The organism is Exiguobacterium sp. KJ 601, from assembly GCF_027161185.1.
Taxonomy (GTDB): domain Bacteria; phylum Bacillota; class Bacilli; order Exiguobacteriales; family Exiguobacteriaceae; genus Exiguobacterium; species Exiguobacterium profundum.
In genome coordinates this window covers 85,651-100,216 of sequence record NZ_JADHZG010000003.1, presented here as the reverse complement: position 1 = coordinate 100,216, position 14,566 = coordinate 85,651, and the positions used below count along the sequence as shown (strand labels likewise).

Here is a 14,566-nt window from a genome sequence, read left to right as displayed (position 1 = left end):
TAACTTATCATAAACCCGTAAAGGAGCGTATGGATTGTGCAACTTCAAAACGAGAAAATACAGATAACCTTAAAGGCACAAGGTGCTGAGATGACGAGTTGGAAAGTATCCGGAACTGAACTCTTATGGCAAGGGGACCCGACCTATTGGGGACGACAAGCCCCGATCCTCTTCCCGATTGTCGGTCGATTGCTCGATGATCAATATGTATATGAGGGAAACACCTATACGATGAGTCAACACGGATTCGCTCGGGACGCTATGTTCGAGGTCGAATCTTCGACTGCCACGTCGGTCCGCTTCACATTGAACGATACATCGGAATCACGTCAACACTATCCATTCCCATTCACACTGACCGTGTCCTATCAACTTGTGGGCGAAGAAGTGATTGTGACGTATCGCGTCCATAACCCGGGCGAAACGACGTTACCGTTTAGCATCGGTGGTCATCCTGCATTCAATATTCCGTTCATGGGCGGGACATTTGAAGACTACGTGATCGATTTCGGCGAAATCCGCTCCCTCGATCGCTATTTGCTCGAGGGCCCTTATTTAACAGGCGCGTATCAACCACTCGGAGAGCGTCAGTATATCCCCCTCACTCGGTCGTTATTTGACGACGATGCACTCATTTTTGAGAAAATTGAGTATGCTGCACTCCGACATCAACCAACCGGTGCAGCCATCGTGATGGAGAGTCCCTCTTTCACGCATTTCGGCATCTGGTCTCCGCCGCAGAAAGACGCTCCGTTCGTCTGTTTGGAACCTTGGTTCGGACATGCGGATTATAAAGGCCATCGAAAAGATTTCCTACACAAAGAAGGGATCCAACTCCTCCCACCAAACGAAACGTTCGAAGCGAGTTATACATTATATATGGAAAACTAAAAAATCAATCCGACGTCTTGTCGGATTGATTTTTGATTTAGAAGCGATCGTCTTGTTCGGCTTCATATTCTGACACCGGCTTTTTCATGATGAGTGCCAGAATGATATAAATGAGGAGTCCCGGGCCACCGAGAAGCGCCATCGCCACGAATAGGACTCGCATAATGGTGACGTCCACCCCTAGATAGTTTCCAAGCCCTGAACAAACACCAGCAATCATTTTATTGTTTGGGTCTTTATAAAGTTTCCGTTCCATATCATCTTCTCCTCAACTCATTATGATCGTTGAGGTCGACGTAATGTCGTTCTTCCGCCGTTCGCAACCTCTCCACGCCCTTCAAAGTCGAGCGCTTCATTAATCGGTGTGCTACCAGACTTGATTTCGATTCGGCGACCGTACAGACCTCGGTTGTCGAGAGACGCTGCGATGACAGTCGCGACATCGGTTTCGGAAATCGTCGCACCATCCGCATCACTCAAGTCCTCTGATGCTTCGATTGAACCTTTACTCGGTTCATCAACAATGGTCACTGGGCAAATGATCGTATAGTTCAAACCGCTATGTTCGATATACTCGTCAGCGGCATTGTTAGCTGACAGAAAGTTAAAGAGTTCTTTCGGTGCAGCGTTCGGTTGATCAGCGCCATAGGCACTGAGTAAGACAACATGACGTACCCGTTCCTTCTTAGCGGCATCGATGGCATTCATCGCAACGTTTCGGTCAAGCAGTTCAATTTCAGTGCTCGAACCATCCGCGCCAGCAGTTGCCGCGATAATAACGGCATCTTGTCCACTTGTCGCCTCATGTACTTTCTTCTCGAGTTCTGTCTCGACATCAACCGTCAATACGTGTGCACCCATTTTCTCGTACTCTGCTTGTAGTTCAGGATAACGAATTAAAGCGGTCACTTGATGGGTTTTCGCCAGGCTTTTCAATACACGTTTCCCGATCTTTCCTGTTGCTCCAATGACTAAAACTTTCATTCAAATTTCCCTCCTCAAAAGAGTAGTTCATTTGTTTAAATTTCCTCTTTCAAGTCAGAATCAAACCCTTTTCTTAAAATTATCTGACAGTACCCCAGACAGATAAATCAAGGGCGTCTCGAATCGCCTGCACGCTCTCTTCTAACGGTTCATAGTAATACACGTTATTGATATAAGCATCTTGACCCTCGACTTGCATCTTATTCACCTCAGGATTCGAAATCATCGTCAATCCGACAGATGCCATTTGCAAGACGTTCATCTCAAGTCCCATTTCTTCTTTCATGAAGCGATACGTCGCCGGAATTTTTGTCCATCCTGAAGGACTTGCCAGTTTTTCAGCGACAGCTGTCATGACCTCCGTTTGACGATTCGAACGTGCTCCATCCGTATCCGATTTACGATGTCTCGCATACGCCAATGCCATGTCTCCATCCATCGCATAGGAAACACCTTCCGTATACTCATACGTCTGGTTGAACCCTTTCTCGCTAAACGAATGCGTTGCCGTGACATTTACCCCACCAATCAAATCAATCAATTCCATGAATGATTCGAACGTGATGACGACCTGTCCATCGACCGAGGCGTCGGTCAGCCCTTCCACGGCACCAATCGTACACTCTGCACCTCCGAACGCGAACGCATGCGTGATTTTATCACCTTCCCGTTCAGGCTCACATGGAATCGCTGTATACGTATCACGTGGAATCGATACATTCTGAACAGTACCAGAGCGTGGTACGAATTCCATCAACTGCAAGGAGTCCGTACGAGATCCCGACAACGATTCTCCTACTCGCGCATCGCTCCCCATAATGAGGAATGTAAATGGAGCAGTCGCAAAATATCCAACAATCAGTAGCATTGCAAGTAAGAAAAGGGCAGCTTTCCCCTTCCATTTACGCTTTCGTTTCGATGGTTGTTTAGACGAATGATCTATTTCTCGTTTAGCAGGGGTAGATGGTGTTGATGGTTTCGTCGTCTGTCGAGATTTTGGTCGAGATGATTTCCGTTTCGAAAATAATGAAACCCGGGGCAGTCGTTTCCGACTTGACTTTGCCGTCCCATTTTTCGTCCTTGGCGATTCTTGGGTTTGTTCATTTAAAAAGGGATGTTCTGATTGGCGTGTTACCCGTTCACGCTGTTGTTCAGATTGTGCACGTATAGAGGGCTCGTCCGTTTCACCGTGGTCCACACGAGACGATTCGATTTCTTGTTGTTCTAATTCGCGCTTTCTACGTTCGACACGCGATAAATGTTGTTCATCTTTCATCATTATGATCCTCAACTTTATCAATTTTTCTCTATTATCCCGAACCAGCCATCATCTGACAACGTTTCTTACGAAAATCCGTCTTAAGCATGAGAGCGAATGGTTGTTTCAGATGAAAAGCGGGAAAGGAATAATAATTGGTTTCTGCCCAAATCGAGATTGCCTACGAAAAGTTTGACTGAAAGGAGGAGAGCTGATGCGCATCGGAAAGTTACGCGTATTGTTAGAGCAGTATGGCGAGGCGACGTTACGCGATTTGCTCGTCGAAATGTACCGTCATACTCCTAAAGATGTGATTGATGATCAAGATTTTGATTTTATGATCAGCCAATTCACGCGCTATAAAGAGAAAAAAAATTCTGAAGAGCGACATTCGCTCTCGCAAACCATCACCTTGGCTGAACGGTTTGTTGATTCTGCGTACGAACATTTGTACATTCGTCCGAATCAAGTCATGTCAGAACGCGACCAAAAAAATTGGTACATTCATGCTAAAAAAATCATTCGCGATTTAGCGCATTACGCCGAGGAATACACAGAAGCACGTACGATGTATGAAGAAATGTTTTACCTCCTCTCTACATCGGCTGGCGAAGAACCGCTCTTCTCTACAAGTGACCCGTTTCGCCTTTTAAAAATTTCACAAGTCACCATGCTCAAGCAACTCATTCACTACTATCAGCTCGATGCCCCGATTGATACCGTTTGGATTGACCGCGCCCTATACACCGCACTCCACGTGCCAAAAGATGTTGATTCTACACGAATTGATTTACTCTCATCGCTACCCATCGAACACAGTCATGCCAATACAAGAAAACTCCTTCACTCCCGTCTCTTAAAACTTTGCGATCGGATGTTAGAGAAGTCCCAAACAGAGGATACCGCGCTCGAAAACTATCAAGCGCTTAAAATGTTAGAACTCCGCCTTCTCGTCGCTGAAGGGAATTTGAAAGAAGCGGAACAAAAATTGTTCTCTGAATATATCCCGTTCTTTTCTCATCGCTCCGAACCATTTCGGGTATATGTCGACTTTTTAGAGAGTCACGGACACACTAGTGAGACGAAGCGCTTAAAACGAATTGCTAAAGAAAAGCGAATCCGATTTTAAAAAAAGGGAGTCAATCGATAGAATCGATTGACTCCAATACATGATATGAACGAGGGGTGTTCATTTGAAAAGGAGGACAGAAAGTTGGTGCAGAACTTTCTTCCTACACATATAAGTATAAGGGAACGATTGTAACCGTTACCAAATCACTTATTGCATTTTTGTGAACGTTTTCACGTTATTCAATCGTGTTCATCATGCCAAGTCCGATGACAGATAACAACACAATTAATACGAACAAATACACCATTTCATTCGGCGATTGAAATCCTTCATGAATTTCTACATCTTCTTCGACAATGATATTTTCATGAATGACGACCGGTTCTGTCTCGGCCATGGCTGCAGACGGTGTTACCGTCAACCAAAGCACAGAAACCAGAATCAGTTGATAAATGTATTTCATCATATACTCCTACTCCGTGTTTTCATTGTGTTTAAGTATAGCACGTCTCATCCGTTCGTTGCGCTGACATTTGATGAATCTCACAGATGAACGATGAAAGGAAATCCATTTCATTGTATTGGACGGATATGTTCTATTTTACTCGAACCTTTTTCTTACGTAATTGATTTTTTCTCGAGTCAGGTTTCATCATTCTGCCACACCCCACGATACAAGATAGCGCTTACAATTTATTTGTACTTATCATTTGATAAAGAAAGAAGGATTCTTCGTGAAACGAGCGCTACGTTTTGTAGAATGCAGGCAATTACCGTTACATGAGCGTATTTCCATTCAGTCGCTATATCCTTTAAGCAAGGCCCCTTTGCTTCTCTCCCTTCCCTCGCATCATCACGTCTACGTCGCACTCAATCGAGATACCCCACTCGCTTCAATCGTCGCAAACGACGAACAGCTTGAAACGGATCATGCCATTCGCCTCTCTCAAGCCACATATGGTGATCGTCACGTCTTTCGCGGACTACTTCATCGTTTCATCTATGAACGAAGTCGAGAAACAAAGTACCCGATTACGTACTATCTTCAGGAAGAGGATTCTCATAATCAAGACAAGCATCGAATATATGAAGCAGCAGGGTTTCAAGTATTTCATCAAACCAAAACGTATCATCTACCATTCATCCCTTGCGAGAAAGCAACCCATACCAATTGGACACTCGAATTGGTGGACTATTCAAGAAGAGCAGATTGGCTCACATTTCGAAATGAACATTGTCATCTCCTTCCGGGTGCCATTTCGATGACAGATGAACAATTCGCACGAGAAGTTCGCCAGCAAACATTGTTCTATTCCGTGAAGTGGAACCGACAAGTGATTGGAATCATGAAAGTACGCTTACATATGTACCATATTTCAATACAAGAGATGCACGTTGACTGTGACGAGACTTTATTGCGGGAAGCTATTTCATTCCTTCAACAAAAATTTTTCTACATGTTCCGATACATTGAAGAGGCACATATTTCAGCAACAAGTTTGCAACCTGATTTGAGTTATACACTTCGTCGTCACGGCGCCCAAATCTCGAGTATTTGTCGTTATACGTACATACTACAGGCACCACCGACCCCGATTTATTCCTAAACAATCAAAAGACGTCGAGCAAACCAACTCTTTCTCAAAGGAAAAAGTTGTTCATTCGACGTCTTTTATTCTGCAGCAGTAGTCGACTCCATCGCTAGAGGCGGCATCGCTTCAAACAGTTCTGTCCGAAGCCCCGTATCTCTCAAATCGAGCGATTCAATCCGATCGAACTTAATTTTGCGATCGACGACATTGAACCAATACGTAATATTTGGTTCATCTTTAAAACGAATCGCATAATTCGACCCATTTAAATGAAAGTCGACCTCGGTAGACAGCAACTCGGTCGGACCAATTTGTTTATGGGTCGTTAATCGTTCAAGGACAACCTGTTCTTCATTGATGCGATAGTCGACAAACGTCGCAAGCGAGAGTCCAAACACAAATGATACAAAGGCGAAAGTGCCCACCAAACCCATCGTGATTTTTCCGTTCATTTCGCTGTCCCTCCCTCTCCTATTATATCGGATAGGCTTGAAACGTTGTGAAGTGACATTTTGTTCAACTTTAGGCAAACTGAAGCAGAAGGAGGAATTTACATGCATATCGATCATACTGGGATTGCCGTTCGAGACTTAGATGAGGCAATCACATTTTACACGACGGTCTTAGGAGGAAAACTCGTGGACCGCTATACGAACACGACCATCGGGGTCGAGACCGAATTGGCCGTCATTCATATTGGAGAGGATGTCATCGAATTGTTGCGTCCGACTAGTAAGACGAGTCCGATTGCCCGGTTCATGAAAGCTCGAGGGAAGGGTGTTCATCATATCGCCTATCGTGTCGACGATTTGGACGAAGCGATGGCCGCTCACAAACAAAATGGCATCACCTTTTTAGAAGACACACTGCGTACGACCGCGAAAGGTAGACGCTTAATCTACATGGACCCGCGTCATTCAGGCGGTGTGATTACCGAGCTTTGTGATTATCCTAGAGAAAAGCAGTAAGAGTGGTCCTCTTACTGCTTCATCATGGTTTCTTCTATGATTTGACGATTCTTCTCTTTTAACCGTTCATTATGAGAGGACACCATTGCGGTAGCGTTCGCATTCGGGTCAATGTATGTTTTGGCCCGGTTCACCGCATTCGCAGCATCTTGAAACGCTCCAGCGATGAGATGTACTTTCCCTTCATGCGTGAGAATATCACCGGCAGCGTACAATCCCGGTATGGATGACTCGCTACCTGAATTCCCTTTCACATAAAACCCATCCTTCATCTCGACCTGCAATTCGCTGTTCCGAAGCAACTCCGCGTCTTGTTCATATCCGTGATTGATGACCACTTCATCGACCTCGATTACGCTCGTCTCTCCTGTTTCGACATGAGTCAAAAGAACTTGTTGAATCGATTTCCCATCGTGTGAAATCAAATCCGTCACTTTTGATCGTGGGCAACAGTCGACTCGACCCTGTTTAATTTTTTCAACTTGTGCTTCATGTCCACTAAGTTCTTCTTTTCGATACGTCAGCACGACCTGCTCTGCAATCGGCTCGAGCGCATTCGCCCAATCGACTGCACTATTGCCGCCACCCGATATCAAGACGCGCTTTCCTTTAAAGCGTTCAAGTGATTTAACCGTGTAATGGAGGTTCGACAATTCGAACCGCTCCGCTCCGCTCACTTCAACCTTATGCGGTTTGAGGATCCCACTTCCTGTCGCAACGATGACGGTTTTGGAAATATGATGACCGTTCGTCGTGTCGATCCCGAACAAATCGTCTGAACGCTTAGAGATCGACTCCACCTTCTCGCCAAAAAGGACCGTCGGAGAGAAGGTGAGACCTTGCTCGACGAGTTGGTCGATCAGTTTTGCCCCAGTCGTCGGTAGGAGACCACCTACATCCCAAACCATTTTCTCTGGATAGACATGTACTTTCCCGCCTAAAAAAGGTTGAAATTCGATAATTTTCGTCTTCATACCTCGTAAACCGCTGTAAAAAGCGGCATACAATCCAGCCGGTCCCCCACCGATAATCGTCACGTCGAATACTTCCTCGTTCATCGTCGCACCCTTCCTCTCTATATACGTAAAAATGATAATCATTCTCATTAGATGATAACCTGTTTTGGTCACTTTGACAATTTTTTTCGAATATCGCCCTGATGGATTTGGTTTTTCTTATGCGTAGGTCGGGTAATGAAACATGAATCAAAAGGGAGGATGTGCGTGATGAATTGGATGGATGTCCTATTAATCGTCGTATCATTTTTTTGGCTAGTTGAGACGTGGCAATTTCGTAACCGAAAAGAGGCAACAGACGGGGCTGTCGAGCGGAAGAGCTTTTACTTTGTAGCGACGACGATGATTGGCGTCTTCGTGTTGTCTCTGATCTCTTCGCTTGTTTTCGAATCACAGCCTTCGACAGTTCAACGAATCATCGGACTTACTTTTTACATAGCCGGCGTGTCGTTACGTTATTGGGGGATTTTACACTTACGTCATCAATTCACACGACATGTCGTCGTCCGACCAGAAGACGAACTCGTCAGCTCGGGACCGTATCGTTACTTACGCCACCCTCTTTACACAGGGTTGTTATTGATTACGTTCGGATTCTCGCTATACTTTATTCATTGGGGAATCGCCTTGATTGGTGCGGGTCTCACCTCGCTTGCATTACTGTACCGCATTCGAATCGAGGAAGGTATGCTCATTCGCCATTTCGGTCAGTCTTACCAATCCTGGTCGAAGACGCGCAAGCGCCTCTTCCCCTTCATCTATTAAAAAGGAGTCCGGCTCATCGCTGGACTCCTTTTTCATTTAGACAGAATATTTGCTGAGTAATCGGACGACGATGACCCCCGCGATGAATGCGACGATACTGAGTATCCACATGACTCCGGAAGCTGGTACACCCGGAAACACGACGGCGAGTGAGCCAATGACCAATCCGATGATGACGGAGAACGTCATTCCCGGAAAATTCGCCAACAAGTAACGAATGACTTTACTACTTACAATAAAGCCGACGGCCACTCCAGCACCGACAATCCCAATAATCAACAGATTGAAGTTTGAGATGGCGCTGATGACGGTTGGATAAACGCCAATTAACAACAAGACGAATGAACCGCTAATTCCAGGAAGCAACATCGCCATGCTGCCCAACCAACCGGAGAAGAATAAGAGAAGTGCCGTCCCGAACGTCACGTCCGTCATAATAGACGAATCAACCGGATTCAAGAATGCCATACTCGCAACGAGTATCGTTGCGACAACCATAGCAATAACATGAACCGGACGAATCGATGCGCGTGATTTAAATTCCACGAATAGAAGTGGAATAATCCCTAAAATCAATCCGATAAAGAAAAATTGTGTCGGTGCATAATACTCCAGCAATAAGTATTCAATAACTCGACTCAGTGCGATAATGGCTGTCCCCATTCCAATTGCCAATGGAATCAAGAACCCGATATATTTTTTCCAATATCGGCTAAATACGCCGCTAATCGCTTCGATGAGTTGATCGTAGATGCCTAAAATGACTGCAATGGTACCGCCGCTTACACCAGGGATTAAATCACTCGTCCCCATGGCCATCCCTCGCCAAATGTTCTTCCACTCCATAATGTATCTCCTTTACGTATATCTTTCCTCAAGCACTTAGTATAGTCGAGAAAAGAAGTTTGCGCATCCGCTTTTAGACTGAGAAAGGAGTCGAATTGATTTCTTTGATCATATAGTCAAATCTCGCCCCAGAAATGTTGATTTCTTTTTCCTTATGGAAGCCGAGACGTGTGTATAAGCGATGTGCCGCAGGATTTTCTTGATCCACGTTCAATGTGACGGCGGGCACACCGCGTTCTTTCGCAACGAGACAAACGTGTTCGATTAACTTCGTCCCGATTCCACGACCTCCATACGCTTCTGCGACAGCCAGTGAATCAATGTATTGGACATAACCTTCCGTTTCAACGTCCACCTCTTCTCCACTTCCATGCGCCGTCAACCATTCTCGAATCGGTCGATCCAATTCTTCTGCCTTATCCCCACGATACGAGATGATCATTCCGGCAACTTCTCCTTCAAAATCCGCCACCCAGATGTTTTCGTGACTCAAGCGGTTATTTGGTTTCTCTACCCACATCGCTAGTCGCTCCAATACCTCAGTCGTATCCGTTGATGCTGTCAATGTGTACGCAATCTCATGGATCGCTTGATACATGAGTGGTGCAATTTGTTTACTATCTTGTTTGGTTGCTTGTCGAATATTCATGATTAATCCCTCCATCATCCAGTCTAGCATAGCCCGGCACATCGGTTGTTTGTCCACACTCGTTTTGTGGCATCATATAGAGTGAAAGGGGCGAATCGAAATGAAAGCTATTCTTACAGGAATGAACGGTACAGTGGCACCCGTTGTTGCCGAAACGTTACAGCGCCACGGAATTGAAGGGATTGCGTGGAATCGCGAGCAAGTGTCCACGACAAACGAAGAGGAAATGCGAGAATTCATCGAGCGCATCCGACCGAACTACTTTTTACATATCGGTATGGGCGCGGTGGAGTGGGCCGAGACGCTCGCTCGTTTATGTGGTGAGGCGAAAATCCCTTTCCTGTTCACGAGCACGGTTTCAATTTTTTCAGATGAAGTGACCGGACCGATTTCCCCAGATACGCTACCAGATGCCGAGGATGACTATGGAAAGTATAAGCGTGAGTGCGAACGTGCGATTATGAACGCCAATCCTGGTGCTCAAATCGTTCGTCTCGGATGGCAAATCGGGGATGAGGCCGGATCGAATAATATGATGGACTATTTTACGAACGAGATGAAGCAACGAGGGGTAATCCAAGCGAGTGAGCATTGGTATCCATCATGTTCATTTTTAGCAGACACGGCAGACGCGCTATTTGAAATTTTGACTAAACGTGGACCGGGCATCTATCAGTTAAACGGAAATGCGAACTATTCCCTATACGACATCGCCGTCGGACTAAAAGAGCTTCATGACACCGACTGGCAGATTGAATGTACCGATGAACCGAAACGGGATAATCGAATGATCGATTCATCGGTCTCGATTCGTCCCATCTCCAAACGCCTAAATTTGCAAACGAAGTAAATTCAAAGTCGCCTACTCCCATCGAGTAGACGACTTTTTTATTGGTTTCGAGTTAGATGAGTCAATCGCAATTTACTTTTCGGCAGACTCGGCATGTCTACAAAACTATAGCTCAAGTCTTGAGGCGGGACCGTGTATGCGTATTCCTTAGTAAACAACTCAATGACTTGTGCAAGAATTGCAATGGTCACATGTTCACCGGCACATCGATGTCCAAAATCTACATCTCCCCCACCTTGCGGAATAAAGTTAAACGGACTCTCGTTCCAATCTTTGAAACGAGAGGGATCGAATCGATCCGGCTCCGTCCAAATAGAGGAGTCATGATTCGTACCGTACAAATCAAGAAGCGTCAGCGTCCCTTCCGAAAATGCATAGCCGTCCCATTCAAAATCGGTTTTGACACGAGCTGCCGCTACAGGGAAAAATGGATAAAACCGTCTCACTTCCTGGACAAATTCTGTTTTCGAGACCTCTCCCCGCTCTACCTGCTCTTTTACATCCGGGAACTGATGTAAAGCTAAGACAGTAAAGAGGACATACACCGAGATTGCGACAGTCGGGCGTAAAATGTTCAATACTTCGACCGCCACGACGTCTTCAGGTAATAACTCTCCGGATTCATCTCGGTGCCACGAAAATTCGTACAGCGCCGTATGTTCGTTCGGCAATAATCGATTCGACCGCACTTCTTTTACCATCTGACGAATCCAGGCTTCAGCGGAACTTCGTGCCTTCCGACCTTGTAAATACGTGGGACCAAGAGACGTACCCGATTCAAATAATAACCTCATCTCTTCAGTGCGCTTCCCAACTTCTTCTTTCGCAAGTGGAACTCCCGACCATTCACATACGGCCTTCATCAACACTTGTTGCGCAATATCGTATAAGACGACCTCCTCTCCCATTCGTTCAATCTGGTTCCACTCTCGATATGTCAAGCGGAGCAATCGATCTATGTTTTCTTTTGTCATCAATGACATGAACATATGTTTTCGATGCGTATGAGCCGCACCATCTAGTGTTTGGACCCCATCTTCTCCAAACAAGGTTTTCAATAGACGTTTTGGCGCCGCATTCTGACGCATGAATTTGTCTGCATCATAGAACACCTCGGCAGCCTCTTCGCCCCCAAGACAAATCACGCGCTCCCCGAGCAAACGTGTTTCAAAGATATTTGATTGAAAACTTTTGCGACGATTCGCAACAAATAGATATCCTTCCCGTAAAAAATCGACACTATGGTCGAGTCCTTCTTGTTTCGGTATGACTTTCCCCATCCAACTCACCCTTTCTCTTTTCTCGAACTATAAAGGATGTTCCCCCGTTTTTAGCGAACAAACCTAATATCGAAAGGAGCGAGTGACATGTTGCCGTTCTTACTGACATTGCGTCGAATTGTACGCGGAATCTGGCGTGGCCTCCGCGAACCTGAGTTCCAAGTCTTATTCAGTCTTGCCTTTCTCACTGTCCTATCCGGTACACTTTTTTACACACGGTTCGAGGAGATGCGTTGGTTGGACGCACTTTACTTCAGTGTCATCACCCTGACTACCATCGGATATGGTGATTTTGCCCCTCAGACCGACATCGGAAAAATATTCACAATCGGATATGTATTGACTGGGGTGGGCATCATGGTTGGCTTTATCACAAAAGTGTTTGATCATTTACAAAAAGCACGACTCGATGAATTAGAAGCAAAACAAAAGACGCCACCCTCTGATTCATAAGGATGGCGTCCTTTCGTTTAGGAAACTTTTCGATTTTCAATTTCAAGCTGTTGGTTGAAACGCTTCGTCTCGGCAATGACAACACCCGACAAGAACAAGAGACCAATCAAGTTCGGGATGGCCATTAAGCCGTTGAAGACATCCGATAACGCCCATACCAAGTTCAAGTTCGTCGTCATGGCACCGAGTCCCGCGACGAGTACAAAAGCAATCCGATAGGGAAGAATCGACTTTTGTCCGAACAAGTAATGGATGGAGCGTTCGCCGTAATACGACCAACCGAGCACGGTCGAATAGGCGAACAAAACGAGCCCGATTGTGACAATATAACCGCCGGCTGGTCCGAGGAACAGTTCAAATGTAGCTGAAGTCAATTCGACCCCTTCAAGTCCTGTCCCGATTTGACCACCCATGACGAGTGTCAATCCTGTCACCGAACAGACGACAAGCGTGTCCAAGAAGACTTGAGTCATCGAGACGAGCGCCTGACGACCCGGCATATCTGTTTTCGCTGCCGCTGCTGCGATCGGAGCAGAGCCAAGACCTGCTTCGTTCGAGAAGACACCACGTGCCACCCCGTATCGAATGGCAGCTCCGATGGCCCCTCCACCAATTGCTTCTGCACTGAACGTACTGCTGAAGATGAGTGCGAACGCATCCGGAATCAGCGAGTAATTCATCACCATAATTAAAAGACCGCTACCTAAGTAGAAGGCAATCATGACGGGGACGAAGTAACTGACTACTTTCCCGATGGAACGCACGCCTCCGAGAATGACCGCTCCTGTAAAAATCATAATGAGAATCCCTGATATGTATAGTGGTACGTCAAACGTTGTTTTGAGCGCAAGCGCGACCGAGTTCGTTTGGACCCCGTTTCCAATACCGAACGCCGCAATCGATGCGAATGCAGCAAATGCTACCGCTAACCATCGTTGATTCAACCCTCGTTCTAGATAGTACATCGGTCCACCAGCCATTTGACCGCGCTCATCAGTGACCCGATACTTCACGGCAAGAACTGCCTCTGCGTATTTCGTTGCCATCCCAAAGAAACCGGACACCCACATCCATACGATGGCTCCCGGTCCTCCTAATACGACCGCTGTCGACACCCCGACGATATTCCCCGTACCGACGGTCGCCGCCAGAGCAGTCATGAGCGCCTGGAAGTGACTGATGTCCCCTTTAGAGGATTGATCCTGATTTTTCGAAAACGCCAATTTCAACGCATACGGTAATTTGGTGATTTGAATCCCACCTAGACGCACCGTCAAGTAAATGCCTGTCCCCACAAGCAAAATCAAGAGCGGTGGTCCCCATACAAAGTTGGATGCCGTACTCACCCATTCACTAAATGATTGCCCCATACAAAGTATCCCCTTCCCCCGAAAAATAGTGTACACCTCTATTTTTTCAGAATACTTAGAACAATGCAAAAGTATTGTACTAAAACAACTGATTCATTGTTTGTTCTGTACAAAAACAGCGAGACGAACTCAATCGTCTCGCTGTGACTCAGGTTTCTCTCGTTGTAAAGGCGCTTTCCAATCAAATGTATCCGGAACATAATCGAGCCCGCCTGGATGAAACGGCTGGCAGCGAATGAGTCGGCGAGCGGTTAAATAACTGCCTTTGACAGCCCCATGTTTTTCGATTGCTTCGATTCCGTAGTGCGAACAGCTCGGATAAAATCGGCACGTTGGCGGCTTTAATGGTGAAATAAAACGCTGGTAACCTTGAATCCCTTTTACTAGTACACGTTTCACACGATTTCGCCTCACTCTTTTGAATTAGTGCCATCATAGCGCGATTTGAAACGTTTGTCATGTTCGTCGATTCCTATGTCAAATCGTTTTCCATCTCTTTACAAATGAGCAAGATGGGCGATATTCGAGTGTATGTTTGTTATGATAGTCAACATAACTATTGACCGAATCGA

18 protein-coding genes are annotated in these 14,566 nt (G+C 45.9%); 7 read left to right on the top strand and 11 right to left on the bottom strand.

The window, feature by feature from the left end; genetic code table 11:
- Positions 1-36: 36 nt before the first annotated feature.
- Entirely contained in the window at positions 37-891 is an 855-nt protein-coding gene (locus IRJ25_RS12680) for an aldose 1-epimerase family protein (RefSeq protein ID WP_196431588.1), read from the top strand.
- A gap of 37 nt (positions 892-928) precedes the next feature.
- Here IRJ25_RS12680 and IRJ25_RS12675 read toward each other — a convergent pair whose 3' ends face one another.
- From IRJ25_RS12675 to IRJ25_RS12665, 3 genes are all read right to left on the bottom strand, one after another.
- Positions 929-1,147, bottom strand: coding sequence for a PspC domain-containing protein (locus IRJ25_RS12675; RefSeq protein ID WP_074037769.1), 219 nt, complete (start codon positions 1,145-1,147; stop codon positions 929-931).
- Between the two features lie 20 nt (positions 1,148-1,167).
- The gene (locus tag IRJ25_RS12670; protein WP_074037770.1) at positions 1,168-1,875 is read right to left on the bottom strand and encodes an NAD(P)-binding oxidoreductase; all 708 of its coding nucleotides are present in this window, start codon (positions 1,873-1,875) and stop codon (positions 1,168-1,170) included.
- A 79-nt stretch (positions 1,876-1,954) separates the two neighbouring features.
- On the bottom strand, positions 1,955-3,151 hold the full coding sequence (locus tag IRJ25_RS12665; RefSeq protein WP_251125331.1) for an LCP family protein: 1,197 nt from the start codon (positions 3,149-3,151) through the stop codon (positions 1,955-1,957).
- Positions 3,152-3,347: 196 nt separating this feature from the next.
- On the opposite strand from IRJ25_RS12665, the gene IRJ25_RS12660 reads away from it, so the two are divergent.
- Positions 3,348-4,262, top strand: coding sequence for a hypothetical protein (locus IRJ25_RS12660; RefSeq protein ID WP_269318406.1), 915 nt, complete (start codon positions 3,348-3,350; stop codon positions 4,260-4,262).
- A gap of 178 nt (positions 4,263-4,440) precedes the next feature.
- On the opposite strand, the gene IRJ25_RS12655 is transcribed toward IRJ25_RS12660, so the two are convergent.
- Positions 4,441-4,668 (bottom strand): hypothetical protein, encoded by a 228-nt coding sequence (locus IRJ25_RS12655; protein ID WP_031421006.1) that lies wholly within the window; start codon positions 4,666-4,668, stop codon positions 4,441-4,443.
- Positions 4,669-4,939: 271 nt separating this feature from the next.
- On the opposite strand from IRJ25_RS12655, the gene IRJ25_RS12650 reads away from it, so the two are divergent.
- A complete protein-coding gene (locus IRJ25_RS12650) occupies positions 4,940-5,812 on the top strand; it encodes a hypothetical protein (RefSeq protein ID WP_269318405.1) in 873 nt (290 codons plus the stop codon).
- A gap of 65 nt (positions 5,813-5,877) precedes the next feature.
- Here IRJ25_RS12650 and IRJ25_RS12645 read toward each other — a convergent pair whose 3' ends face one another.
- Positions 5,878-6,249, bottom strand: a complete 372-nt coding sequence (locus IRJ25_RS12645; protein WP_074037773.1) for a hypothetical protein — start codon at positions 6,247-6,249, stop codon at positions 5,878-5,880.
- A gap of 102 nt (positions 6,250-6,351) precedes the next feature.
- Between IRJ25_RS12645 and IRJ25_RS12640 the strand changes: the two genes are divergently transcribed.
- Positions 6,352-6,765, top strand: a complete 414-nt coding sequence (locus tag IRJ25_RS12640; RefSeq protein WP_074037774.1) for a VOC family protein — start codon at positions 6,352-6,354, stop codon at positions 6,763-6,765.
- A gap of 11 nt (positions 6,766-6,776) precedes the next feature.
- Here IRJ25_RS12640 and IRJ25_RS12635 read toward each other — a convergent pair whose 3' ends face one another.
- On the bottom strand, positions 6,777-7,823 hold the full coding sequence (locus IRJ25_RS12635; protein ID WP_269318404.1) for an NAD(P)/FAD-dependent oxidoreductase: 1,047 nt from the start codon (positions 7,821-7,823) through the stop codon (positions 6,777-6,779).
- A 168-nt stretch (positions 7,824-7,991) separates the two neighbouring features.
- Here IRJ25_RS12635 and IRJ25_RS12630 point away from each other — a divergent pair, with 168 nt between their 5' ends.
- Positions 7,992-8,546, top strand: a complete 555-nt coding sequence (locus IRJ25_RS12630; protein WP_269318403.1) for a methyltransferase family protein — start codon at positions 7,992-7,994, stop codon at positions 8,544-8,546.
- 36 nt (positions 8,547-8,582) lie between these two features.
- On the opposite strand, the gene IRJ25_RS12625 is transcribed toward IRJ25_RS12630, so the two are convergent.
- Positions 8,583-9,392 (bottom strand): DUF368 domain-containing protein, encoded by an 810-nt coding sequence (locus IRJ25_RS12625; protein WP_015880783.1) that lies wholly within the window; start codon positions 9,390-9,392, stop codon positions 8,583-8,585.
- A 73-nt stretch (positions 9,393-9,465) separates the two neighbouring features.
- Positions 9,466-10,041 carry a GNAT family N-acetyltransferase gene (locus tag IRJ25_RS12620; protein ID WP_074037777.1) on the bottom strand — a complete coding sequence of 192 codons (576 nt, stop codon included), beginning with the start codon at positions 10,039-10,041 and terminating at the stop codon, positions 9,466-9,468.
- 100 nt (positions 10,042-10,141) lie between these two features.
- Here IRJ25_RS12620 and IRJ25_RS12615 point away from each other — a divergent pair, with 100 nt between their 5' ends.
- Positions 10,142-10,891, top strand: a complete 750-nt coding sequence (locus IRJ25_RS12615; RefSeq protein ID WP_078146308.1) for a sugar nucleotide-binding protein — start codon at positions 10,142-10,144, stop codon at positions 10,889-10,891.
- Positions 10,892-10,929: 38 nt separating this feature from the next.
- On the opposite strand, the gene IRJ25_RS12610 is transcribed toward IRJ25_RS12615, so the two are convergent.
- Positions 10,930-12,171 carry a cytochrome P450 gene (locus IRJ25_RS12610; protein WP_215244339.1) on the bottom strand — a complete coding sequence of 414 codons (1,242 nt, stop codon included), beginning with the start codon at positions 12,169-12,171 and terminating at the stop codon, positions 10,930-10,932.
- Positions 12,172-12,258: 87 nt separating this feature from the next.
- On the opposite strand from IRJ25_RS12610, the gene IRJ25_RS12605 reads away from it, so the two are divergent.
- Positions 12,259-12,624 (top strand): potassium channel family protein, encoded by a 366-nt coding sequence (locus tag IRJ25_RS12605; protein WP_159563530.1) that lies wholly within the window; start codon positions 12,259-12,261, stop codon positions 12,622-12,624.
- Between the two features lie 17 nt (positions 12,625-12,641).
- On the opposite strand, the gene IRJ25_RS12600 is transcribed toward IRJ25_RS12605, so the two are convergent.
- Both IRJ25_RS12600 and yidD read right to left on the bottom strand, forming a co-directional pair.
- A complete protein-coding gene (locus tag IRJ25_RS12600) occupies positions 12,642-13,994 on the bottom strand; it encodes an alanine/glycine:cation symporter family protein (protein WP_074037781.1) in 1,353 nt (450 codons plus the stop codon).
- Positions 13,995-14,123: 129 nt separating this feature from the next.
- A complete protein-coding gene (yidD, locus tag IRJ25_RS12595) occupies positions 14,124-14,393 on the bottom strand; it encodes a membrane protein insertion efficiency factor YidD (RefSeq protein WP_015880777.1) in 270 nt (89 codons plus the stop codon).
- Positions 14,394-14,566: the final 173 nt, after the last annotated feature.